The organism is Bradyrhizobium sp. IC4060 (genome assembly GCF_020193715.1).
In the GTDB taxonomy this organism is placed as follows: Bacteria; Pseudomonadota; Alphaproteobacteria; order Rhizobiales; family Xanthobacteraceae; genus Bradyrhizobium; species Bradyrhizobium yuanmingense.
The window spans coordinates 496,818-518,543 of the sequence record NZ_JADYVJ010000003.1 but is presented as its reverse complement, the minus strand read 5'-3'; the positions used below and the strand labels follow the sequence as shown (position 1 = coordinate 518,543).

General features: G+C 64.1%; 26 protein-coding genes. 18 read left to right on the top strand and 8 right to left on the bottom strand.

What is annotated here, in order from left to right; all coding sequences use genetic code 11:
• Positions 1-5: 5 nt before the first annotated feature.
• The 5 genes from I6F16_RS14295 to I6F16_RS14275 all read right to left on the bottom strand — a co-directional run bounded on the left by I6F16_RS14295 (position 6) and on the right by I6F16_RS14275 (position 3,449).
• Positions 6-1,496 carry a type II and III secretion system protein family protein gene (locus I6F16_RS14295; RefSeq protein WP_225111674.1) on the bottom strand — a complete coding sequence of 497 codons (1,491 nt, stop codon included), beginning with the start codon at positions 1,494-1,496 and terminating at the stop codon, positions 6-8.
• Complete coding sequence (cpaB, locus tag I6F16_RS14290) at positions 1,493-2,290, bottom strand: Flp pilus assembly protein CpaB (RefSeq protein WP_036021604.1); 798 nt, start codon at positions 2,288-2,290, stop codon at positions 1,493-1,495. Before cpaB ends, I6F16_RS14295 begins: the two co-directional genes overlap by 4 nt.
• A 129-nt stretch (positions 2,291-2,419) precedes the next feature.
• Positions 2,420-2,944 (bottom strand): prepilin peptidase, encoded by a 525-nt coding sequence (locus tag I6F16_RS14285; RefSeq protein WP_225111675.1) that lies wholly within the window; start codon positions 2,942-2,944, stop codon positions 2,420-2,422.
• A gap of 122 nt (positions 2,945-3,066) precedes the next feature.
• Positions 3,067-3,207 carry a hypothetical protein gene (locus tag I6F16_RS14280; protein ID WP_225111714.1) on the bottom strand — a complete coding sequence of 47 codons (141 nt, stop codon included), beginning with the start codon at positions 3,205-3,207 and terminating at the stop codon, positions 3,067-3,069.
• Positions 3,208-3,284: 77 nt separating this feature from the next.
• Positions 3,285-3,449, bottom strand: a complete 165-nt coding sequence (locus I6F16_RS14275) for a Flp family type IVb pilin (protein WP_025033956.1) — start codon at positions 3,447-3,449, stop codon at positions 3,285-3,287.
• 272 nt (positions 3,450-3,721) lie between these two features.
• Between I6F16_RS14275 and I6F16_RS14270 the strand changes: the two genes are divergently transcribed.
• The 4 genes from I6F16_RS14270 (at position 3,722) to I6F16_RS14255 (ending at position 6,725) form a co-directional block, all read left to right on the top strand.
• Positions 3,722-4,549 (top strand): sterol desaturase family protein, encoded by an 828-nt coding sequence (locus I6F16_RS14270; RefSeq protein WP_225111676.1) that lies wholly within the window; start codon positions 3,722-3,724, stop codon positions 4,547-4,549.
• A gap of 247 nt (positions 4,550-4,796) precedes the next feature.
• Positions 4,797-5,300, top strand: a complete 504-nt coding sequence (locus I6F16_RS14265; RefSeq protein WP_057028157.1) for a pilus assembly protein N-terminal domain-containing protein — start codon at positions 4,797-4,799, stop codon at positions 5,298-5,300.
• A gap of 205 nt (positions 5,301-5,505) precedes the next feature.
• Complete coding sequence (locus I6F16_RS14260) at positions 5,506-6,087, top strand: TadE/TadG family type IV pilus assembly protein (protein WP_035998094.1); 582 nt, start codon at positions 5,506-5,508, stop codon at positions 6,085-6,087.
• A 5-nt stretch (positions 6,088-6,092) separates the two neighbouring features.
• Positions 6,093-6,725, top strand: a complete 633-nt coding sequence (locus tag I6F16_RS14255; protein ID WP_225111711.1) for a TadE/TadG family type IV pilus assembly protein — start codon at positions 6,093-6,095, stop codon at positions 6,723-6,725.
• A gap of 93 nt (positions 6,726-6,818) precedes the next feature.
• Here I6F16_RS14255 and I6F16_RS14250 read toward each other — a convergent pair whose 3' ends face one another.
• From I6F16_RS14250 to I6F16_RS14240, 3 genes are all read right to left on the bottom strand, one after another.
• Positions 6,819-7,031 (bottom strand): cold-shock protein, encoded by a 213-nt coding sequence (locus tag I6F16_RS14250; protein WP_035998097.1) that lies wholly within the window; start codon positions 7,029-7,031, stop codon positions 6,819-6,821.
• 258 nt (positions 7,032-7,289) lie between these two features.
• Positions 7,290-7,577 (bottom strand): translation initiation factor IF-1, encoded by a 288-nt coding sequence (gene infA, locus I6F16_RS14245; RefSeq protein WP_035998101.1) that lies wholly within the window; start codon positions 7,575-7,577, stop codon positions 7,290-7,292.
• Between the two features lie 23 nt (positions 7,578-7,600).
• Positions 7,601-9,184, bottom strand: coding sequence for a DEAD/DEAH box helicase (locus I6F16_RS14240; protein WP_225111677.1), 1,584 nt, complete (start codon positions 9,182-9,184; stop codon positions 7,601-7,603).
• A 480-nt stretch (positions 9,185-9,664) separates the two neighbouring features.
• Between I6F16_RS14240 and urtA the strand changes: the two genes are divergently transcribed.
• The 14 genes from urtA (at position 9,665) to ureG (ending at position 21,611) form a co-directional block, all read left to right on the top strand.
• Positions 9,665-10,987, top strand: a complete 1,323-nt coding sequence (gene urtA, locus I6F16_RS14235) for an urea ABC transporter substrate-binding protein (protein ID WP_035998103.1) — start codon at positions 9,665-9,667, stop codon at positions 10,985-10,987.
• Between the two features lie 84 nt (positions 10,988-11,071).
• Complete coding sequence (urtB, locus tag I6F16_RS14230) at positions 11,072-12,679, top strand: urea ABC transporter permease subunit UrtB (RefSeq protein ID WP_035998106.1); 1,608 nt, start codon at positions 11,072-11,074, stop codon at positions 12,677-12,679.
• On the top strand, positions 12,676-13,845 hold the full coding sequence (gene urtC / locus I6F16_RS14225) for an urea ABC transporter permease subunit UrtC (protein ID WP_036021615.1): 1,170 nt from the start codon (positions 12,676-12,678) through the stop codon (positions 13,843-13,845). Before urtB ends, urtC begins: the two co-directional genes overlap by 4 nt.
• Before the next feature lie 6 nt (positions 13,846-13,851).
• Positions 13,852-14,613: an urea ABC transporter ATP-binding protein UrtD gene (gene urtD, locus I6F16_RS14220; RefSeq protein WP_018646608.1), complete on the top strand. Its 762-nt coding sequence runs from the start codon at positions 13,852-13,854 to the stop codon at positions 14,611-14,613.
• Positions 14,614-14,616: 3 nt separating this feature from the next.
• Positions 14,617-15,312, top strand: coding sequence for an urea ABC transporter ATP-binding subunit UrtE (gene urtE / locus I6F16_RS14215; protein ID WP_035998115.1), 696 nt, complete (start codon positions 14,617-14,619; stop codon positions 15,310-15,312).
• A gap of 38 nt (positions 15,313-15,350) precedes the next feature.
• Positions 15,351-16,181: an urease accessory protein UreD gene (locus tag I6F16_RS14210; protein WP_225111678.1), complete on the top strand. Its 831-nt coding sequence runs from the start codon at positions 15,351-15,353 to the stop codon at positions 16,179-16,181.
• Between the two features lie 38 nt (positions 16,182-16,219).
• Positions 16,220-16,522: an urease subunit gamma gene (locus I6F16_RS14205; RefSeq protein ID WP_007605424.1), complete on the top strand. Its 303-nt coding sequence runs from the start codon at positions 16,220-16,222 to the stop codon at positions 16,520-16,522.
• A gap of 9 nt (positions 16,523-16,531) precedes the next feature.
• Positions 16,532-16,837: an urease subunit beta gene (locus I6F16_RS14200; RefSeq protein ID WP_026202067.1), complete on the top strand. Its 306-nt coding sequence runs from the start codon at positions 16,532-16,534 to the stop codon at positions 16,835-16,837.
• A gap of 57 nt (positions 16,838-16,894) precedes the next feature.
• Positions 16,895-17,434 (top strand): HD domain-containing protein, encoded by a 540-nt coding sequence (locus tag I6F16_RS14195; RefSeq protein WP_036021623.1) that lies wholly within the window; start codon positions 16,895-16,897, stop codon positions 17,432-17,434.
• A gap of 34 nt (positions 17,435-17,468) precedes the next feature.
• Positions 17,469-19,184, top strand: a complete 1,716-nt coding sequence (gene ureC, locus I6F16_RS14190) for an urease subunit alpha (protein WP_036021626.1) — start codon at positions 17,469-17,471, stop codon at positions 19,182-19,184.
• A gap of 130 nt (positions 19,185-19,314) precedes the next feature.
• The gene (locus I6F16_RS14185; protein WP_035998129.1) at positions 19,315-19,614 is read left to right on the top strand and encodes a putative quinol monooxygenase; all 300 of its coding nucleotides are present in this window, start codon (positions 19,315-19,317) and stop codon (positions 19,612-19,614) included.
• 13 nt (positions 19,615-19,627) lie between these two features.
• Positions 19,628-20,239 carry an urease accessory protein UreE gene (locus I6F16_RS14180; protein ID WP_225111679.1) on the top strand — a complete coding sequence of 204 codons (612 nt, stop codon included), beginning with the start codon at positions 19,628-19,630 and terminating at the stop codon, positions 20,237-20,239.
• Positions 20,220-20,948 (top strand): urease accessory protein UreF, encoded by a 729-nt coding sequence (locus tag I6F16_RS14175; protein ID WP_225111712.1) that lies wholly within the window; start codon positions 20,220-20,222, stop codon positions 20,946-20,948. Before I6F16_RS14180 ends, I6F16_RS14175 begins: the two co-directional genes overlap by 20 nt.
• A gap of 39 nt (positions 20,949-20,987) precedes the next feature.
• A complete protein-coding gene (gene ureG / locus I6F16_RS14170) occupies positions 20,988-21,611 on the top strand; it encodes an urease accessory protein UreG (RefSeq protein ID WP_225111680.1) in 624 nt (207 codons plus the stop codon).
• Positions 21,612-21,726: the final 115 nt, after the last annotated feature.

The window sequence follows — 21,726 nt, the reverse complement described above, 5'->3', positions numbered from 1 at the left end:
CCGCCTCAGTCGGTAATGAAGCCGTAGGTGCCGCGGTAGTTCTTGGCCGGTTCGGTCCGGCCCGGCACGCCGTAGATCCGGTTGATATTGCCGATCAGCTGCGCCTGCGGATCCGCAGGCGGGGCGAAGCCGTCATCCGGCCGCGACAGGTCTTTCGGCGCCACCGCGCGGACCACATAGGGCGTCACGATCACGACCAACTCGGTTGCATTGTTGACGAAGTCGCGGCTGCGGAACAGCGTGCCGAGGATCGGGAGCTGCATCAGCCCCGGCATTCCGTTGACAGCTTGCTTGGTCTGCTGCTGGATCAGGCCGGCCATCGCCATCGCGCCGCCGGACGGAATTTCCAGCGAAGTCTCTGCGCGGCGTGTCTTGATTGAGGGTACCGTCAGCGAGTTGACCGTGTTCGAGGTCACCGCCTGCGACAGCGTGATCGCATTCTCATTGGACAGTTCGGAGACCTCGGTCATCACCCGCAAGCTGATCTTGCCTTCGCTCAGGACCACAGGCGTAAAGTTGAGTGAGATGCCGAACTTCTTGAAGCTGATCTGAGTGGTACAGACGCGCGTGACGGGATCGCACGAATAACCTGCGGGCACCGGAAATTCGCCGCCGGCGAGAAAGGTGGCGGACTCTCCGGAGATCGCGGTCAGGTTCGGCTCGGCAAGCGTCCTGATCACGCCCGCGCTCTCCATCGCACGCAGGGTCGCCTGCACCGAAGGCGTCGCGCCGAAACTCGCAGTGAGATTGTTGCCATCCACCAGATTACGGCCGAGGGCCGTGAACGGGTTGGAGTTGCTGAAGCTCACCACCGATGTGCCGTAGTTGAGGTTGGCGGTGAGGTCGATTCCGAGCTGCTTGACGATCGTACGCGCGACTTCGGCAACGGTCACCTTGAGCATGACTTGGTCGCGGCCGCGCACCACGATCGAGTTCACCACCTTGTCGACGCCGCCGGCCAGGCGCGCAGCGAGCTCGTTGGCCTGTTGCGCCTCCATAGGGTTGGCGGCCGTGCCGGACAGGACGATACCGTCGCCCAGGCCGTCGATCTGGATGTCCGAATTGGGCAGAACCTGCTTCAGTGCGGCCCGCACGCCGTTGAGGTCGCGCTTCACCGCGATGTCGTAGGCCGCGATCTGCTGCCCGGCGGAATCGAAGAACACGATATTGGTCTGGCCGACCGCGGCGCCGATGATATAGGCGCGCTGTGCGGAGCGGACCACCGCATTGGCGATCTTGGGATCGGCGACCAGCACGTCCTTGATGTCGCGCGGCAGGTCGATCACGACCGACTTGCCGATGCCGAGCGAGAGGAAACGCGCGTTGATCTGGCCGTCCGCCGCGGCCTGCGGCACAGGGCGGTAATCGGCGGCGACCGCCGGGGCGATCGCCGGGCTGAGCGCCAGCGCGAGGGCGGCCGAAAACGACAGGGCGCGGACCAGTGAGGTCCGCATCGTCGCCGAATCTGCCCTGTATTTGATGTCGACTGTCTTCATCGTGCCTTAGCCGTCTGACTTGGAATGCCGTAGCGAATGATCGAGACACCGTCGCGCTTCTGCGCGGAGTCATCGAGCGTGATCTCGCTCATCTTGACGTCGACGATGCTGCGCAGCGCCAGCGACAGCGTGCCGCTCTGACGAGCCGCGGAGAGCGTTGCGGTCTGCGCGGGATTGAGCTCGAGGGTGACGGTCTTGCCGATCACCGCGTTCTGCCCGTCCTTCTCCTTGGGTGCCTGGTCGATGGCCAGGACCCGGATATTGGCCAGGATGATCTCGGAGGTGACGATGTCGGGAGCGCCGCTGCTCTGATCCGGGTTCTTGAGCCGGCGGGTGAGCAGGACGTCGACGCGGTCGTTGGGCAGGATGAAGCCGCCCGCGCCGGTCTCCGGCGAGATCTCGGTCGAGATCGCCCGCATGCCGGTGGGCAGGATTGCCGCCATGAAGCCGGAACCTTCGGCCTTGACCAGCTTCTGGTCGCGGATCGGCTCACCCTGGATGAAAGGCGCGCGCGCGATCGAGCCGGTCACCTGGGTCGCACCGTCGGGGCGCTCGTTGCGTCGGATGAAGGTGGCGCTGGCGGTCGCGGTCGGCCAGGTCTGCCATTGCACGTCTTCGGGCTTCACGGTCTGGCCGAGGCCGATGTCGTTCTTGGCCACAAGGACGTCGACGGTCGGCAGCTGCGCGACCGGAACCGGAGGCGGCGCAGAATTGTCGGAGCCGCTCGCCAGGTACGCGGCGACGCCGCCGGCGCAGATGGCGACCGTCAGGACGACAATGCGTGCCCTATTCATACGCTTCAACTTTCCAACAATACGCCGCGACGCTGCCGCCGCCGTGATCGGCAGTTGACCAGCTATTCGTCAAAGCATGGTTAATGAGGCGTATCTAAATCGCCTTAACGCCGGGTTTACCCGGGGCGTTCAGCGCAGCGCGAGGCGAGCGAGGTCGATCGTCTTCACCCATTCGGTCTCCGGGTAGACCATCAGCGCGCTCAGCGCGAGCGCGATGCCGTAGGGAATGCCGCTCTCCTTGGCGTGCAGCCGTGCGAGCCAGGCCTGTCCTGCCAGCCCGTAAGGCAGCGGCCATTGTCGGAACTGCAGCAGGAGCAGCGTCAGCGCGCCGCCGAACAGCGAGGCGTAGACCAGGAAGTTCATCAGATGTGGGAAGCCGAACCAGAGCGCGACGGAGGCAGCGACCTTGGCGTCGCCGCCGCCCACCCAGCCCATGGCGAAGCAGGTGAAGGCCACGACCAGAACGAGCGCACCGGCGCCGACATGACTCAGCATCTCGTAAGGTGCCATGCCCCCGGCGAGGGCGAGCGCGAAGAAGCCCGCCACCAGCGCCAGCGATACGCGGTTCGAGATCGTCATCGTGAAGAGATCGCTCGCGGCGGCGAACGCCATCAGGGCCGGGAAGAGCAGAAGGCGCGCAAGGTCGAGAATCATGGGCTGCGTCTTGAGGCCTGGGTTTGTCGCGGGAGCTGCTTCGGGCGATGCTAGCGCGCGATGCTAAACAAACCGACAACGGCGGCACGGGCGCGCCCGGGCCTCGGCCCACGAGCGCGCTTTCACCAGAAGCTGGCAATACGTGCGGCGAGCGCGATCGTCGCAACCAGCAGCGCAAGGCAGATCCAATAGACCGGCGAGCCGGCCTGCGCCGCTTCCGCCTCGTGCGCCGCGACCGCGGCATCGGTTCTGAACTCGTGCAACGCCACTGGAACTCGCCGTCTTCAGAAAAACAAACGCCCCGGAGGTCCGGGGCTTTTGCCGTCGTTCGTGGACCCGCTTACTTCAGCGAGGTGCTGATCGAGCTGAACTTGGCGTTCAGCGTGGTGCCGAGATTGTTGACGACGGTGATGATGGCCAGCGCGATGCCGGCGGCGATCAGGCCGTATTCGATGGCGGTGGCGCCGGATTCATCCTTCGCGAAACGCGCAATCAAGTTCTTCATGAACAAAACTCCGTCTGGGTGGGGACCGCCTCGTTCGGCGCTGTCGTTGACGCGACGACCATGAGAGCCGAGCTCTTTCGGGAGAGTTAATTCGACCGGGTAATCCCACGTCCGGCGCGATGCTTTTGCCCAGAGTGAATTTCGCCTTAAGACGGCACCTGCAAATTCGTTGCGGTTCCGGATGCGCCGCCAACGCGGCGCGTGCTTCACCCTCCCTTAAATTTCGCGGAGTAGGCCTTGAGCTACAGCGGAATTCGCGGAGAGAGGCGACGATGTCGAGCCTGCCCATGCAAGTCGCCTTGATGTTCGGCGAGACCATCGTCAAGGTGATCCCGGTCACCTTCGTGCTCGCGGCGGTGTTCACCGTGCTGGAGCATTTCTGGGCTTGCAATCCCGGTGCGCCGTGGTGGCGCAAGCGGGAGATCGTCACCGACATCTGCTACTGGTTCTTCGTCCCGGTGTTCGCCCGCACCATGCGGATCGGGCTGCTGGTCGTCGGCGCCAGCGTCGTCTTCAACATCCACGACGCCGACGAGCTCATCGCCTTTTACGACAATGGCCACGGTCCGCTGGCGCAGCTGCCGCTGTGGCTGCAGGCCGTGCTGTTCCTGGTGCTGTCCGATTTCATGCTGTACTGGGTGCATCGGCTTTTCCACGACGGCGGCTTCTGGAAATATCACGCCATCCATCATTCGTCGGAGGAGATCGGCTGGATCTCCGCGGCGCGCTTCCATCCGGTCAATCTCTTGCTCGGGACGATCAGCGTCGACGTCGTGCTGCTGATGGCAGGCATCTCCCCGAACGTCATGGTCTGGGTCGGCCCGTTCACCACCTTCCACTCAGCCTTTGTGCACGCCAACCTGAACTGGACTTTCGGACCGTTCAAATACGTGCTGGCGACGCCGGTCTTCCATCGCTGGCACCACACCTCCCTCGAAGAGGGCGGCGACACCAATTTTGCCGGAACGTTCCCGATCTGGGACGTGCTGTTCGGCACCTTCCGCATGCCGGAGGGCAGGCTGCCGCAGGACTACGGCAAGGACGAAGCGGCCATGCCCAAGGAGATCGGGGGCCAGCTCGCCTATCCGTTCCGGCACTAAAGCATAATCCGAAAAAGGGCGAAGCAGTTTTCCGGAAAGATCATGCGTAAACAACAACCTAAAGCGCGATGACGATTCCAAAACTCATCGCGCTTTAGGGGGCGGGCCCCGCAAATGTCCGTCCGTTCAAACAATACGCGGCGAGTTTGCGGAACGTTCACGAATTAAAGGCAGGTTAGCCGGGTCGGGCACCGGCTCCGCTGTATTCGTCGCTTCTGCCGGTTTGTGACGTCCCGGGGGTAAGAGTATGCGTAAAGAAATGCTGCGCCGTCATGTGCGCGTCTGTGTTCTGGTTGCCGCTGCGGTGCTGGCCTCGCCGGCCGCCGGCCTTGCCGAGCCCGTCGCCGATACCATCGCCGTCAATGTCGACCAGGCCAAGCTGGTGCGGCTGCCCGGCAAGGTGGCGACCATCGTGGTCGGCAATCCCCTGATCGCCGACGTCACGCTCCAGCCCGGCGGCATGATCGTCGTGACCGGAAAGGGCTACGGGGCCACCAACTTCATCGCGCTCGACCGCGGCGGCGAGATTCTGGTGGACCGCCAGATCCAGGTCGAAGGTCCGAGCGACCGGCTCGTCACCGTCTATCGCGGGGTCGAGCGGGAGTCCTACAGTTGCGTGCCGCTTTGCCAGCGCCGCGTGACGCTCGGCGACAGCGACACCTATTTCAACAACGCGATGAGCCAGGCCGGTACGCTGAGCAGCAGCGCCAGCGGAGGTGCGGGTGCCGGCGCGGCTGCCAAGCCAAACTAGCCCACGGGCGGGCCTCGATCCCGCCAAGCCGCTCGATTCGAGGGCGGCACCTCGTTGCATGCCGTGCTTCCTCCCGCTTGCGGGCGCTGGTTAACGCGGTGTTAACGGCGCGGTCCGCCGGAAGCGGATCGTCTGAAACACTTAGACAATCAGTTTCCGGTATTGAACGGGCAGATGATCGCCGGCCGCTGGGGAATTTGACGAGATGCCATCGCCTGCACCTACGAGGTTCACGCTCCGGAAAGCGCTGCTCCGGTTTCGCGGCAACCGCCGCGGCTCCGCAGCCGTCGAATTTGCGCTGGTCGCACCGATGTTCTTCGCGCTGCTGTTCGCGATCCTCGAGACGGCGCTCATGTTCTTCTCCAGCCAGGTGCTCGAGACCATCGCGCAGGACTCCGCGCGCGCGATTCTAACCGGCCAGGCTCAGGCGCAGGGCGGCTCGGTGGCGGCCTGCCAGTCCGCGCCCAACACAGTCGCTGCATGCGATCAGACGACGTTCAAGACCTTCGTCTGCAGCAAGATTCCGGCGCTGTTCGATTGCAGCAAGCTGTACGTCGACGTCGTCAGCACCAGCTCGTTCGGGACGCTCAGCCTCACCAATTTCGGCAATTCCTGCACCTTCAATCCCTCCGGGATGCAGTACAGTGCCGGAACCTCCGGCCAGGTCGTCGTGGTGCGCCTGTTCTATCAATGGCCGCTCATCGTCACCGGCCTCGGCTACAACGCGGGATGCAGCAACAAGCGGCTGATGGTGGCGACGGTGGCGTTCAAGAACGAACCCTTCTGATGCAGATGGATCTGGGCGGACCGATGCGGGCGATTGCGAACATCTGGAGGAATGCACGCCGCTCCGTGCGCGGCTTCGTCGCCGACAAGCGCGCCCTGGCGGCGACCGAATTCGCGATCATCGTACCGCTGATGCTGGTGATGTTCTTCGGCACCGTGGAATTTTCGTCCGCCGTGGCGATCGACCGCAAAATCACGTTGATCGCGCGGACATTGTCCGATTTGACCTCGCAGTCGACCACGCTCAATGATGCCGGCATGAAGGATACGTTCACGGCAAGCATCTCCGTCGTCATGCCTTACGACGCTGCGCTCGTGAAGGGCACGATCTCCCAGATCTACATCGACGCCAACAGCATCGCCAAGGTCCAGTGGAGCAGGGCCGGCACGATTGCGAGCGGCGCGACGCAAGCCACGCTTGCGACCTCGGCTCGGAACGCCGGCGACACGGTCACCACGATGATTCCCCCGGCACTCTTGATTCCGTCGAGCTATCTCATCCTGAGCGAAGCCAACTACACTTACACGCCCACCATCGGCTACGTGTTGAAGTCGAGCGTAACCCTGAGCGATCTCTCCTACACGCGGCCGCGTCAGGTCACCTGCGTGCCCTACAACAACGTGCCGTCGACGTGTTGAGATCTGTCAGCCGCCCGTGACATGAAAAAAAGGCCGTGCGTTGCGCACGGCCTTTTTGCTTTGGCTCGCTGATCGGGCCGGCGCCCGGCGGGCTCAGCCCGCAGCGCGCAGGTTGTCCGCCGCAGACTTGCCGGAACGGCGGTCGGCCACGATCTCGTAGGAGATCTTCTGGCCCTCGCGGAGCGAGCCGAGGCCGGCGCGCTCCACGGCGCTGATGTGAACGAACACGTCCTGGCCGCCATCGTCGGGCTGAATGAAGCCATAGCCCTTGGTTGCGTTAAACCACTTCACGGTTCCCATGCTCACGGGGGTAGTCCCTCTCAGATAACACTATGTCGGAGCCCGCTCGCGCGGGCAGGGTTAGGATCGAATTTCTGGAAGGGTCGTCAGCGTGTCTGAACCGGCTGTACCGGTGGATGCCAATGTCGTCCGGCCGAAAATCGATTAATTCATTTTATCGGAAGCAACGGTTCGAAACAATCCGGACGCGCACGATTTTTTGATCCGCCGATGTCAACGGCGGATCAATCTACAGATCGGAATTCGAACCCGCGCCGCAGCCGACTAGCGGCGGCGGAATTGGCCGCCGCGCTGTCCGGGACGGGGCGGTCCGCCCGGCGTGCTGGGACGTTCGTCCTTGTGGCGGAAAATCAGCCGGCCCTTCTCGAGGTCATAGGGCGACATCTCCACCGTCACGCGGTCGCCCGCGAGCGTCTTGATGCGGTTCTTCTTCATCTTGCCGGCGGTATAGGCAACGATCTCGTGTCCGGCGTCGAGCTGCACGCGGTAGCGGGCATCGGGGAGGATTTCGGTGACCAGTCCTTCGAACTGGATCAGCTCTTCCTTAGCCATTGATATCTCCAGGTCGTGGACGGCTAGTGCGAATAGGGTTTGCGGTTCGGTTGGCTGTTTGGCCGACTCTGGCGGCGCAAAAAGGCAACGCCTTGTATCCCATCAGGGGTCCCGGCGCTATGCGCGGAACGCTGTTCCGGACGGTCGACAGGCGATGAATGCATCTTACCACCGGAGCGGCGGCGGCGAGAACCCTTGGGGGCATTCGGGCCACCGCCGGGCCGTCCGTCCGCATGCCTTGCCTCGGCGTGGCGTCCCTCACCGTGCCTGCCGTCGCCTTGCTTGCCGGCACTATGGTGGCGCCCGTCGGCATGCCGTTCGTCGGCGCGACGTCCGTCACCGTGCCGTGCGCCTTGCGGGCGCTGGCCCGGCCGGCCGCCCGGCCGGCCCTGTCGTTGCTGTGACGGGGCGGGACCGGGGTCGCGGCGGCCGGCGTCGGTGCGGTGGTCCTCCCGCGGCAGGGCGACGCGAATCAGCCGCTCGATGTCGCGCAGGTAGCCGAGCTCCTCGCCGCCCGCGACCAGCGAGATCGCGGTGCCGTCGGCGCCGGCGCGTGCGGTGCGGCCGATGCGGTGGACGTAGGTCTCCGGCACGTTCGGCAGGTCGAAGTTGATGACGTGACTGATGCCGTCGACGTCGATGCCGCGGGCGGCGATGTCGGTGGCGACCAGGGTGCGGATCTCTCCCGAGCGGAACTGGGCCAGCGTGCGCTCGCGATGGTTCTGCGACTTGTTGCCGTGGATGGCGTTGGCGGCGATCCCGGCCTTGGCCAGCGTCTTCACCACCTTGTCGGCGCCGTGCTTGGTGCGGGTGAAGACCAGCGCGCGGTTGATCGCCTCGTCCTGCAGCAGCTTGGTCAGGAAGGCCGGCTTGGCCGCGAAGTCGACCTGCAGGATGCGCTGGTTGATCCGCTCGGCGGTCGAGGACACCGGGGTCACCGCGACACGGGCGGGGTCGCGCAACATGGAATCGGCGAGCTCGGCGATGTCCTTCGGCATGGTGGCCGAGAAGAACAGGGTCTGCCGCTTGATCGGCAGCTTGGCGACGATTTTGCGGATGTCGTTGATGAAGCCCATGTCGAGCATGCGGTCGGCTTCGTCGAGCACGAGGAACTCGACGCTTGAAAGCTTCAAGCCGTTGCTCTGCACGAGGTCGAGCAGGCGGCCGGGGGTGGCGACCAGCACGTCGACGCCCTGCATCAGCGCACGGACCTGGCGGCCCATCGGCACGCCGCCGATCGCGAGCGTCGAGGACAGGCGGATGTGGCGGCCGTAGGCGTTGAAGCTGTCGAGGATCTGCCCGGACAGCTCGCGGGTCGGCGACAGCACCAGCACGCGGGCGGTCTTGGGCTGCGGCTTGATGCGGTTCTCGAGCAGACGATGCAGGATCGGCAGCGCGAAGGACGCGGTCTTGCCGGTACCGGTCTGGGCGATGCCGACGACGTCGCGGCCGGTCAATGCCAGCGGGATGGTTTGGGCCTGGATCGGGGTTGGGGTGACGTAATTCTCTTCACGAAGAGCGCGCGCGATGGGTTCGGCGAGGCCGAAGTCCTGAAACGAAGTCAAAAGAGGGGTTCTTTCCATGTCAAAAGCGAACGCCCGGCGCATCAGCGCGGCGCGCGCAAAAGGGTGTCGAGAAGACACCTGCGTGTTTGGGGTGTCGGATGGCTTGGGAGAGATGGGGCAAGCCAGAGGCCCGTAGAGGGCTTAAGAACACGCGGCTCGCTACGACCCCTTGATTCGCAAGAGGTCTCGGACGCTCATATGGAACATCGAGGGGGCGCTTTCAAGGCACTTGCCTCCGAAACAGCGGGTGCGATGCAAAAATACTGCTGCCAGAAATTTAGCCAGAATTGGCGATTTGCTTAGAAAGTAGTCTGACTGCCGCTTTCGCATACATTTATGTTGCCTATGATTTAGGCTGCAAGTCTGCGGAGAAACTTCGATTTCTGTCAATTAGTTTTGTAAATTCAATAAGTTGATGGGTGCCCAGCCCATGGCATGGTTCTTGCGATTCCGTTAACCGCAGGCGGCCGTGGGGCCGTTTCGCAGCGTTTTTCACGTCTGCGTCAGGGAGATGAGGCACTCATGTTTAACAAATCCACTCACGATATAGCGGCGTCATTTAGCCGCCGCGGCGTGCTCGCTGCGACCGCCGGACTGATGCTCGGTCTGGCTTCATTGACTGGCGCAAAGGCCGCCGACGACACCATCAAGGTGGGTGTACTCCACTCCCTGTCCGGCACCATGGCAATCAGCGAAACCACGCTGAAGGACACCATCCTCTTCCTGATCGACGAGCAGAACAAGAAGGGCGGCGTGCTCGGCAAGAAGCTGGAAGCCGTCGTCGTCGATCCCGCATCGAACTGGCCGCTGTTCGCCGAAAAGGCGCGCGAGCTGATCACCAAGAACAAGGTCTCGGTCGTGTTCGGCTGCTGGACCTCGGTGTCGCGTAAGTCGGTGCTCCCGGTGTTCAAGGAGCTCAACAGCATCCTGTTCTACCCCGTGCAATACGAGGGTGAGGAGAGCGAGCGTAACGTGTTCTACACGGGGGCTGCGCCGAACCAGCAGGCGATCCCTGCCGTCGACTACCTCATGAAGGACGAGAAGGTGAAGCGCTGGGTGCTCGCGGGCACCGACTACGTCTATCCGCGCACCACCAACAAGATCCTGGAGGCCTATCTGAAGTCCAAGGGCGTCGCCCAGGAAGACATCATGATCAACTACACGCCGTTCGGTCATTCCGACTGGCAGACGATCGTGGCCGACATCAAGAAGTTCGGCTCGGCCGGCAAGAAGACCGCGGTGGTCTCGACCATCAACGGCGACGCCAACGTTCCCTTCTACAAGGAGCTCGGCAACCAGGGCATCAAGGCCAAGGACATCCCGGTGGTGGCGTTCTCGGTGGGTGAGGAAGAGCTCGCCGGCATCGACACCAAGCCGCTGGTCGGCCACCTCGCCGCCTGGAACTACTTCCAGTCGATCAAGTCGCCGGAGAACGAGAAGTTCATCAAGGCGTGGCAGGCCTACACCAAGAATCCGAAGCGCGTGACCAACGATCCGATGGAAGCGCACGTGATCGGCTTCGACATGTGGGTCAAGGCGGTCGAGAAGGTGAAGTCGACCGATCCCGACAAGGTCATCGACGCTCTCCCGGGCATCGAAGCCAAGAACCTGACCGGCGGCACCTCCAAGATGCTCCCGAACCACCATATCACCAAGCCGGTGTTCATCGGCGAGATCAAGGGCAACGGCCAGTTCGACGTGGTCTGGAAGACCCCGAGCCTCGTCCCCGGCGACGCCTGGTCGAAGGAGCTCGACGGCTCCAAGGACCTGATCGGCGACTGGGTCGGCAAGAAGTGCGGCAACTTCAACACCAAGTCCAACAAGTGCCTCGGCTCGGGCTCCTGATCCCGATCTGACGCTCCATTGCAAGACCGGAGAGGGCGGCGATCCCGCCGCCTTCTCCACTCATTTCTGCCGGGGTCATTCACAGTGCCAGCCCATTTGTCCGCTCGTCTCTGTTCGCTTGCACTCTCGTTGTTCCTGATTGCGTTCGCGCTGCCGGCCTTCGCCGGTCCGTTCGAGGATGCGGTCGCCAAATTCGCCAACGATGATTTTTCCGACACGGAAGAAGCGATCGGTGTGATCGCGGGCAGCGGCAGCAAGCTGGCTTTTCCCATCATCAATGCGCTCCAGGACGGCCGTCTCATGGCCGATCCCGACAGTAAGAAGGTCTACGTCACCGATGCGGACGGCAAGTCGATCGACGCTGCGACCGGCGAGGCCGTTGCCAGCGTTCCCGACAGTGCGAGCGCGGTTCGCCTCAACAACCGCCTGCGCCGCAGCGTCGACGCCGCACTCGGGAGCCTGACGCTGCAGTCTCCGGATCTGGGAACGCGCCTGCAAGCCGCGCAGTCCGTCTTCAAGTCGCACGAGGAGACCGCGCTCGAGGCGGTCGATGCCGCGCTTGCCAAGGAAGCCAACAAATCCGTCAAGGCGGCGCTCACTGAGGCCCGAGCCGCGATCCTGCTGTTCAAGTCCGACGCCACCGAGGTCGAGAAGCTCGAAGCGGTCGCAACCCTCAAGGCGCGGGGCGACCAGGATGCGCTGGCGCTGCTCACCGGCATGGGCGACCAGCCGGCCTCGGTCACCAAGGCCGCCGCGAGCGCGATCGGCTCGATCCAGAATTCGCTCGCGGTCTGGTCGATGGTGCAGAATGCCTGGTACGGTCTCTCGCTCGGCTCGGTGCTGCTGCTCGCCGCGATCGGGCTCGCCATTACATTCGGCGTGATGGGCGTCATCAACATGGCTCATGGCGAGATGGTGATGATCGGAGCCTACACCACCTTCGTGGTCCAGGAGGTGATCCGCACCCGCTATCCCGGCCTGTTCGACTATTCGCTCTTGATCGCCGTGCCGCTCGCCTTTCTCGTCGCCGGCGCGATCGGCGTCTTGATCGAGCGCAGCATCATCCGCTTCCTCTACGGCCGTCCGCTCGAGACGCTGCTCGCGACCTGGGGCCTGTCGCTGGTGCTGCAGCAGGCGGTGCGCACCATGTTCGGCCCGACCAACCGCGAGGTCGGCAACCCCTCCTGGATGAGCGGCGCGTTCGAGCTCGGCCAGATCACCATCACCTATAATCGGCTCTGGATCCTTCTCTTCACGCTCGCCGTGTTCGCGATTCTGCTCGCGATGCTGCGCTACACCGCGCTGGGCCTCGAAATGCGTGCGGTGACGCAGAACCGCCGCATGGCGGCTTCCATGGGCATCGCCACCTCGCGCGTCGACGCCCTGACCTTCGGCCTCGGCTCGGGCATTGCCGGCATCGCCGGCGTCGCGCTGTCGCAGATCGACAATGTCAGCCCCAATCTCGGCCAGAGTTACATCATCGACAGTTTCATGGTCGTGGTGTTCGGCGGGGTCGGCAATCTCTGGGGCACGCTCGTCGGCGCCTTCACGCTCGGCATCGCCAACAAATTCCTGGAACCGGTCGCCGGCGCCGTGCTCGGCAAGATCGCGATCCTGGTTCTCATCATCCTGTTCATTCAAAAGCGGCCGCGCGGCCTGTTCGCGCTCAAGGGCCGTGCGGTGGAAGCATGACCCCTCACATGCTGACGCGATCGCTGGACCGCAGCGCGACGATCTTCCTTGCCGTCGTCGCGGCCTGCGGCATCCTCATTCCGCTCTCCAACCTGCTGCTTCCCGCGGGCTCGTTCCTGCAGGTGCCGACCTATCTCGTCGCGCTCTGGGGCAAGTATGTCTGCTACGCCATCCTGGCGCTGTCGATCGACCTGATCTGGGGCTATTGCGGCATCCTCTCGCTCGGTCACGGCGCCTTCTTCGCGCTCGGCGGCTACGCCATGGGCATGTACCTGATGCGGCAGATCGGCACCCGCGGCGTCTACGGCAATCCGATCCTGCCCGACTTCATGGTGTTCCTGAACTGGGAGAAGCTGCCCTGGTACTGGTACGGCTTCGACATGTTCTGGTTCGCCGCGCTGATGGTGCTGGTCGTGCCCGGCCTGCTCGCCTTCTGCTTCGGCTGGCTCGCCTTCCGCTCACGTGTCACCGGCGTTTATCTGTCGATCATCACGCAGGCGATGACCTACGCGCTGCTTCTCGCCTTCTTCCGCAACGACTTTGGTTTTGGCGGCAATAACGGCCTGACCGACTTCAAGGATATCCTGGGCTTCAACGTGCAGGCGGAAGGGACGCGCGCCGCGCTGTTTGCGCTGAGCTGCCTGGCGCTGATCATCGGCTTCCTGATCTGCCGCGCCATCGTCTCCTCCAAGCTCGGCAAGGTCTTGATTGCCGTGCGCGACGCGGAATCGCGCACGCGCTTCCTCGGCTACCGCGTCGAATCCTACAAGCTGTTCGTGTTCACGGTGTCGGCCTGCATGGCCGGAGTCGCCGGCGCGCTCTACGTGCCGCAGGTCGGCATCATCAATCCGAGCGAATTCGCGCCGGGCAATTCGATCGAGGCGGTGATCTGGGTCGCGGTCGGCGGCCGCGGCACGCTGGTCGGCGCGGCGCTCGGCGCCGTCGTCGTCAACTACGCCAAGACGTTCTTCACCTCGGGCGTGCTCGCGCCGTACTGGCTGTTCATGCTGGGCGCATTGTTCATCCTGGTGACGCTGCTGCTGCCCAAGGGCATCGTCGGCACCTTCAACGCCTGGTGGGATCAGTCGAAGGAAAAACGCACCCCCGCGACTTCCGTGAGCGCCGCGGCCGAAGACGGCGTCACCGAACCCAAGATGGCGGAGTAAGCGGTCATGAACGTCATGGACACCCGCGCGACCTCCGCGATGCTCTATCTGGACGGCGTGCACGTCTCCTTCGACGGCTTCCACGCCATCAACAATCTATCGCTGACGCTCGAGCCCGGCGAGATGCGCGCCATCATCGGCCCGAACGGCGCCGGCAAGACCACGATGATGGACATCATCACCGGCAAGACCAAGCCGGATGAAGGCACCGTGCTGTTCGACGGCGTCACCGACCTGACGCGCCTCGACGAGACTCGCATCGCCGAGCTCGGCATCGGCCGCAAATTCCAGAAGCCGACCGTATTCGAGAGCCAGACCGTGCAGGACAACCTCCTGCTGGCGCTCAATGTCGACCATTCGGTCCGCGGCACGCTGTTCTGGCGCGGCAGCAAGGCGGAGTCCGAGCGCATCGACAAGGTGCTGGAGACGATCCGCCTCACCGAGGCTCGCAATCGTCTCGCCGGCAGCCTCAGCCACGGCCAGAAGCAATGGCTGGAGATCGGCATGCTGCTGGCGCAGGATCCGAAACTGCTGCTGGTCGACGAGCCCGTCGCGGGAATGACCGACGTCGAGACGCATCTCACCGCCGAGCTGCTGAAGGAAATTAACAAGACCCACACCGTCATGGTGGTCGAGCACGACATGACCTTCGTGCGCGAGCTCGGCGTCAAGGTCACCTGCCTGCACGAAGGCACGGTGCTCGCGGAAGGGACCATCGACCAGGTCTCGTCCAACGAGCGGGTCATCGAAGTGTATCTGGGACGCTGAGCAATGCTTGAGGTCAAGGACATCAATCTGTTCTACGGCGCGGCGCAGGCGCTCCGCGGCGTCTCGATCTCGGCCGAGCCCGGCAAGGTGACCTGCGTGCTCGGGCGCAACGGTGTCGGCAAGACCTCACTCCTACGCGCGATGGTCGGGCAATATCCGATCTCCTCGGGCGCAATCGTGTTCGACGGCAGCGATATCACCGGCCTCAGGCCGTATGAGCGAGCGCGCAAAGGCATCGGCTTCGTGCCGCAGGGCCGCGAGATCTTCCCGCTGCTGACGGTTGAGGAGAACCTCAAGACCGGCTTCGGTCCGCTCAAGCGCGAGGACAAGCACATTCCGGACGACGTGTTCTCGCTATTTCCGGTGCTGCAATCCATGCTGGGCCGGCGCGGCGGCGACCTCTCCGGCGGCCAGCAGCAGCAGCTCGCGATCGGCCGCGCGCTGGTGATGCGGCCGAAACTACTTTTGCTCGACGAGCCCACCGAAGGCATCCAGCCCTCGATCATCAAGGACATCGGCCGCGCCATTTCGTATCTGCGCAACCTCGGCAACATCGCCATCGTGCTGGTCGAACAATATCTCGACTTTGCCTGCGAACTCGGCGACAGTTTCGCGGTGATGGATCGCGGCGCGGTGAAGTTCACCTGCGACCGCTCCAATCTCGATCCGGGCGAGATCAGCCGCCAGATGGCGCTGTAAGCCGGAACAGACCTGCCGCGACCGGTTGGGGGAGACGGATGCGCAGCGAATTGTCAGCCACGTCCACGCTGTTCGAGGCCAACCGTGCCCGTGGCACCGTGCGCTTCGACGTGCATGCGCGCGACGGGGTGACACGGCGCGGCACCTTGCATGAATCCGGTTCGCTCCGCGTCCGCTTTCCCTCGCCGGAAGATCAGGGCCTGTCCGGCGTGTTCGTCAACACGGCCGGCGGTGTTGCCGGCGGTGATCGCTTTGATATCGAGATAGCGGCGGCGGATGCAGCGCGGCTGACGCTGACCACAGCGGCCGCCGAAAAGGTCTATCGCACGCCCGGAGCGGCAGCGCAGCTCAACAACGCTCTGAAGGTCGGCGCGGACGCGCATCTTGCCTGGCTGCCCCAGGAGACGATTCTGTTCGACCGTGCCCGCGTCCAGCGCCGCTTCGACATCGACCTCGACGAGGCGGCCTCGCTCCTGCTCTGCGAGATCGTGGTGTTCGGCCGCACCGCCATGGGCGAGCGGATGGAGCAGGGCGAGTTCGTCGACCGCTGGCGGCTACGCCGCGGCGGGCGGCTGGTGTTCGCCGAGACGGTCCGGCTCGACGGCGATATCGGTGCCAAGCTCGGCCGGTCCGCCGTCGCCAAAGGTGGCGCGGCGATCGGCACAGCCCTGATCGTGCCCGGCGACGAAGCCCTGGTCGAGCGCATCCGGGAGGCGTCGGAATCGTTCTCCGGCGAAGTCGGAATCTCGGCCTGGAATGGCTTTGCAATGGCGCGGTTCTGTGCCCAAGATGCGGCGCGTTTGCGTACCGACATGATGACGGTGCTGGCGCGCACCGGTGCGGCCCTGCCGCGGCTCTGGCTGAACTAGACTGGTTGAATTGACGTGTTGAACGGAAGAGATGTCGCATGAATCTGTCTCCCCGCGAAAAGGACAAGCTTCTGATCTCGATGGCGGCCATCGTGGCCCGCCGCCGGCTGGACCGCGGCGTCAAGCTCAACCATCCCGAGGCGATCGCGATCATCTCCGATTTCATTCTGGAAGGCGCGCGCGACGGCCGCACCGTCGCCGAGCTGATGCAGTCAGGCGCGCAAGTTCTGACCCGCGACCAGGTGATGCCGGGCATTCCCGAGATGATCCACGACATCCAGGTCGAGGCGACTTTTCCTGATGGCACCAAGCTCGTCACCGTGCACGAGCCGATCAGGTAGGAGCAGAGCATGATCCCCGGCGAACTCTTCATTCAGGACGGCGAGATCGAGCTCAACGCCGGCCGCAAGACCGTGACGCTGACGGTCGCCAATACCGGCGACCGCCCGATCCAGGTTGGCTCGCACTACCATTTCTTCGAGACCAACCCCGCGCTGAAGTTCGACCGCAAGAAGGCGCGCGGCATGCGCCTCGACATCGCCGCCGGCACCGCCGTCCGCTTCGAGCCCGGCCAGACCCGCGACGTCCAGCTCGTCGCCATGGCGGGGAAGAAGACGATCTACGGCTTCCGCGGCGATGTGATGGGGAAGCTGTGACCTCCGCAGGAACGAGCACGGCGCGGCATGGTTGAGGCGGAAACGGAGGTAATTTCCATGCTCTCGCCAATCCGCCTCGTCTCGGAAGCTGCCGAGCTCGCCGCGCAGCGCCATAACGGCATGGCGCGCAAGGGCCGCGGCAACGAGCCCTATATCAATCATCTCGCCGAGGTCGCGAACCTGCTCGCGACCGCGACCAACGGCGCCGATGCCGAGCTGGTCGCGGCCGGCTGGCTGCACGATACCATCGAGGACACCGACACCACGCGCGAGGAACTCGCGCAGAGATTTTCCGATCGGGTCGCGTCCCTCGTTGCCGAGTGCACCGACGACATGAGCTTGCCGAAAGCGAAGCGGCGGCAGAAGCAGATCGAGGACGCGCCCCACAAATCGCCGGGCGCCAAGCTGATCAAGATCGCCGACAAGATCAGCAATACGGGCGCGCGCATTCAAACCGATCCGAGTGCTGGGGAGCGCGAAGATCTCGCCGACTATATCGCCTGGGCCACGCAGGTCGTGGCGGGGTGCCGCGGCGGCAATGCGTGGCTCGACGAAAAATTCGATGACGCCGTGAAAGCAGCAAAGGCCTTGCTGTGACCAACCAGACATTCAATCGCAAACGGGGCTTGTGATGTCCGTCAAGATGAAGCGTTCCGTCTATGCCGACATGTTCGGCCCGACCACCGGCGACAAGGTGCGGCTGGCCGACACCGACCTCATCATCGAGGTCGAGAAGGATTTCACCACCTATGGCGAGGAGGTGAAGTTCGGCGGCGGCAAGGTGATCCGCGATGGCATGGGGCAGTCGCAGGTCACCAACAGGCAGGGCGCGGCCGATACCGTCATCACCAATGCGCTGATCGTGGACCATTGGGGCATCGTGAAGGCCGACGTCGCCATCAAGGACGGCATGATCGCAGGCATCGGCAAGGCCGGCAATCCCGACATCCAGCCCGGGGTCACCATCATCATCGGCCCCGGCACCGACGTGATCGCGGGTGAGGGCAAGATCCTCACCGCCGGCGGCTTCGACAGCCACATCCATTTCATCTGTCCGCAGCAGATCGAGCACGCGCTGATGTCAGGAGTCACCTCGATGCTGGGGGGCGGCACCGGCCCGTCGCACGGCACCTTCGCGACCACCTGTACGCCGGGGCCCTGGCATATGGGGCGGATGATCCAGTCGTTCGACGCCTTCCCGGTCAATCTCGGCATTTCCGGCAAGGGCAACGCGTCGCGCCCCGCCGCGCTGGTCGAGATGATCAGGGCCGGTGCCTGTGCGCTGAAGCTGCACGAGGACTGGGGCACCACGCCGGCCGCGATCGACAATTGCCTGTCGGTCGCCGACGATCACGACATCCAGGTGATGATCCACACCGACACGCTGAACGAATCCGGCTTCGTCGAGGACACGATCAAGGCGTTCAAGGGCCGCACCATCCACGCCTTCCACACCGAAGGCGCCGGCGGCGGTCATGCCCCTGACATCATCAAGGTCGCCGGGCTGAAGAACGTGCTGCCGTCGTCGACCAACCCGACGCGGCCGTTCACCCGCAACACCATCGACGAGCATCTGGACATGCTGATGGTGTGCCACCATCTCGATCCGTCCATCGCCGAAGATCTGGCGTTCGCCGAAAGCCGCATCCGCAAGGAGACGATCGCGGCCGAGGACATCCTCCACGACCTCGGCGCGCTCTCGATGATGTCCTCGGACTCGCAGGCCATGGGCCGCCTCGGCGAAGTCATCATCCGGACCTGGCAGACCGCGGACAAGATGAAAAAGCAGCGCGGGTCGCTGCCGCAGGACAAGGGCAAGGACAACGACAATTTCCGCGTCAAGCGCTACATCGCCAAGTACACCATCAATCCCGCCATCGCGCATGGCGTGTCGAAGCTGATCGGCTCGGTCGAGAAGGGCAAGATGGCCGATCTCGTGCTGTGGTCGCCGGCCTTCTTCGGCGTCAAGCCGGACTGCATCGTCAAGGGCGGCACCATCGTCGCGGCGCCCATGGGCGATCCCAACGCCTCGATCCCGACGCCGCAGCCGGTGCACTACCAGCCGATGTTCGGCGCGTTCGGCAAGGCACGTACGGCCTCCTCGGTGGTGTTCACTTCCAAGGCCGCGATCACCGGTGGCCTCGCGCGCAAGCTCGGCCTCGAGAAGAAGCTCTATGCCGTCCAGAACACCCGCGGCAAGATCTCCAAGAAGAGCATGATCCACAACGACGCGACGCCCGATATCGAGGTCGATCCGGAGACCTATGAAGTGCGCGCCGATGGCGAGCTCCTGACCTGTGCTCCGGCGGAGGTGCTGCCGATGGCGCAGCGATATTTCATGTACTGAAATAGCGTCTCGACGCATGTCCCCGGCGGTTGTCCGGGGACGGCTTTTTGCGGTTTTGCGTTCGGTCCCGCCTGGTCTAATGTCCCGCCCGGTATCGTAACCCTCAGAAGAAAAGCCGGGAGGATTTCTCGTGATCTACGTCGTTGCAACCTTGACCATCAAGCCTGAGACGCGCGCCGAATTCATTGCAGCCGCCACCGCCTGCATCAAGGAGACGCGGAAAGAGCCCGGCAATATCGCCTATGACCTGCATGAGAGCGTCACCGACCCTGCCAAGATGGTGTTCGTCGAGCAGTGGGAGAATATGGAAGCGCTGGGGCCGCATCGCGCTGCCGAGCACATGAAGACGTTCGGCCGCGTTGCGGTGAAATGTTTCACGGCGCCGCCGAAGATCGAATACATCACGCCCGAGAAGGTCGAGACACGGTAAAGAGGTAAGACGCATGATCCGGGCGACGCAGGTCAGGGGACAGCACCGCTTCACGGAAGCTCCGGCGGACACGGTCGTGCTCGATTTCGACGACCGGCACCGCCGCCGCATGACGATGACCGGAACGCGTGGTCTCGAATTCCTGCTCGACCTGGAACATGCCGTCGCGCTGCGCGGCGGCGATGCGCTGGTGCTGGAGGATGGAAGGCTGATCGAGGTGGTCGCGGCGCCCGAGCCGCTGCTCGAAATCCGCGGCCGCGATCCGCACCACCTCGTCCGCGTCGGCTGGCATCTCGGCAACCGTCATCTGCCGACCCAGATCATGGCCAAGGCCCTGCGCATCCGCCGCGATCACGTCATCGAGGCGATGGTGAAGGGCCTTGGCGCGCGTGTGATCGAGATCGAGGCGCCGTTCGATCCCGAAGGCGGCGCCTACGCCGATGCCGGCCACGCGCATGGACACGACCATGCGCATCACGATCGCGGCCATCATCACCATGACCATGGCCACCACCATGATCATGGCTCGCACGACCATAGCCACGAGCACCACCATCACCACGACGAGCATTGCGATCATCCCGACCATCACCACGGCCACAAGCATGCTCATGACCACAAATGAGCCGGTCGGCGCCGGTGATCTTGCCGAGGGCGAGGCGGCGGCGCTGTACCGGCTGATGACCTGGCTTTCGCCGGCATTTCCCGTCGGCGGCTTCTCCTACTCCAGCGGCATCGAATGGGCGGTCGAGGCGGGCGACGTCACCGACACGACGACGCTGGCGGATTGGCTCGATGCGATGCTCGGCGACGGCTCCGGCTTCTGTGACGCGACGTTTCTGGTCCACGCCTATCGCGCCACGGAATCGGGCGAGACGGCCGCATTGAACGAGATCGCCGAGCTCGCGAGCGCCTTCGTGCCGTCGCGCGAGCGGCAGCTGGAGACGACCTCACAGGGCCGCGCCTTCATCGACATCTCGCGCGCCGCGTGGGATGCCGACGGACTGGACGCGACGGTCGCGGCATGCAGCGCGCCATTGGTCTATCCGGTCGCGGTCGGTGTAGTTGCCGCGATGCACGCCGTGCCGTTGGCGCCGACGCTGCACGCCTTCCTGCATGCGCTGGTCTCGAACTGGATTTCCGCCGCCAGCCGGCTCATTCCGCTCGGCCAGACCGATAGCCAGCGTGTGCTGGTGAGGCTGGAAGCCGCCGTCGCCGCCACCGCCAATCGCGCGTTGAATGCGACCTTGGACGATCTCGGCAGCGCGACGTTCCGGGCCGATCTCGCCAGCTTGCGGCACGAGACGCAATATACCCGCTTGTTTCGGTCGTGAGCGGTGCGGCCGTCAAGTCATCAGGAGAGAACAAGTCACATGGCGAAATCTCACGGTCCTTTGCGTGTCGGCGTCGGCGGTCCGGTCGGATCGGGCAAGACCGCGCTGATGGACCTGCTCTGCAAGACCATGCGCGAGCGCTATGACATTGCGGCAATCACCAACGACATCTACACCAAATGGGATGCGGAGTTCCTGGTGCGTTCGGGATCGCTGACGCCGGATCGCATCGCCGGCGTCGAGACCGGCGGCTGTCCGCACACGGCGATCCGCGAGGATGCCTCGATGAATCTCGCTGCGGTCGCGGACATGCGCGCCAAGTTTCCCGGACTTGACCTTGTGCTGATCGAATCCGGCGGCGACAATCTCGCTGCCACTTTTTCCCCGGAGCTGGCCGACCTGACCATCTATGTCATCGACGTCGCCGCCGGCGACAAGATCCCGTCCAAGGGCGGCCCGGGCATCACCCGGTCCGACCTCCTGGTCATCAACAAGACCGACCTTGCGCCCCATGTCGGCGCCTCCCTGGAGAAGATGGAGACGGACGCCAGGCGTATGCGCGGCGAGCGGCCCTTCGTCATGACCAACCTCAAGAAGGGCGAGGGGCTCGACCGAATCGTCGGCTTCATCGAGGCTAAAGGCGGCCTGAAACGGGGCGGCTGACCGGACGCGACCAGTTGGCGCAGGCGTTTCTCGCCGTTAACGCCCGGGCCGTGCCGCAACCCACGGAACAAATTTCGGACACGGCGATTAACTACCTCCGGCGCCCGGGGCGAAT

Coding starts and splice junctions, on each gene's coding strand:
- I6F16_RS14200 (WP_026202067.1), top strand. CDS start 16,532: ATGATCCCCGGCGAACTCTTCATTCAGGACGGCGAGATCGAGCTCAAC.
- I6F16_RS14175 (WP_225111712.1), top strand. CDS start 20,220: ATGCTCATGACCACAAATGAGCCGGTCGGCGCCGGTGATCTTGCCGAG.
- I6F16_RS14205 (WP_007605424.1), top strand. CDS start 16,220: ATGAATCTGTCTCCCCGCGAAAAGGACAAGCTTCTGATCTCGATGGCG.
- urtC (WP_036021615.1), top strand. CDS start 12,676: ATGACCCCTCACATGCTGACGCGATCGCTGGACCGCAGCGCGACGATC.
- I6F16_RS14285 (WP_225111675.1), bottom strand. CDS start 2,944: ATGATTCTCGACCTTGCGCGCCTTCTGCTCTTCCCGGCCCTGATGGCG.
- I6F16_RS14260 (WP_035998094.1), top strand. CDS start 5,506: ATGCCATCGCCTGCACCTACGAGGTTCACGCTCCGGAAAGCGCTGCTC.
- I6F16_RS14295 (WP_225111674.1), bottom strand. CDS start 1,496: ATGAAGACAGTCGACATCAAATACAGGGCAGATTCGGCGACGATGCGG.
- urtE (WP_035998115.1), top strand. CDS start 14,617: ATGCTTGAGGTCAAGGACATCAATCTGTTCTACGGCGCGGCGCAGGCG.
- I6F16_RS14240 (WP_225111677.1), bottom strand. CDS start 9,184: ATGCGCCGGGCGTTCGCTTTTGACATGGAAAGAACCCCTCTTTTGACT.
- ureG (WP_225111680.1), top strand. CDS start 20,988: ATGGCGAAATCTCACGGTCCTTTGCGTGTCGGCGTCGGCGGTCCGGTC.
- cpaB (WP_036021604.1), bottom strand. CDS start 2,290: ATGAATAGGGCACGCATTGTCGTCCTGACGGTCGCCATCTGCGCCGGC.
- I6F16_RS14195 (WP_036021623.1), top strand. CDS start 16,895: ATGCTCTCGCCAATCCGCCTCGTCTCGGAAGCTGCCGAGCTCGCCGCG.
- I6F16_RS14275 (WP_025033956.1), bottom strand. CDS start 3,449: ATGAAGAACTTGATTGCGCGTTTCGCGAAGGATGAATCCGGCGCCACC.
- I6F16_RS14265 (WP_057028157.1), top strand. CDS start 4,797: ATGCGTAAAGAAATGCTGCGCCGTCATGTGCGCGTCTGTGTTCTGGTT.
- I6F16_RS14210 (WP_225111678.1), top strand. CDS start 15,351: ATGCGCAGCGAATTGTCAGCCACGTCCACGCTGTTCGAGGCCAACCGT.
- I6F16_RS14270 (WP_225111676.1), top strand. CDS start 3,722: ATGTCGAGCCTGCCCATGCAAGTCGCCTTGATGTTCGGCGAGACCATC.
- I6F16_RS14180 (WP_225111679.1), top strand. CDS start 19,628: ATGATCCGGGCGACGCAGGTCAGGGGACAGCACCGCTTCACGGAAGCT.
- ureC (WP_036021626.1), top strand. CDS start 17,469: ATGTCCGTCAAGATGAAGCGTTCCGTCTATGCCGACATGTTCGGCCCG.
- infA (WP_035998101.1), bottom strand. CDS start 7,577: ATGGCTAAGGAAGAGCTGATCCAGTTCGAAGGACTGGTCACCGAAATC.
- urtA (WP_035998103.1), top strand. CDS start 9,665: ATGTTTAACAAATCCACTCACGATATAGCGGCGTCATTTAGCCGCCGC.
- urtD (WP_018646608.1), top strand. CDS start 13,852: ATGAACGTCATGGACACCCGCGCGACCTCCGCGATGCTCTATCTGGAC.
- I6F16_RS14255 (WP_225111711.1), top strand. CDS start 6,093: ATGGATCTGGGCGGACCGATGCGGGCGATTGCGAACATCTGGAGGAAT.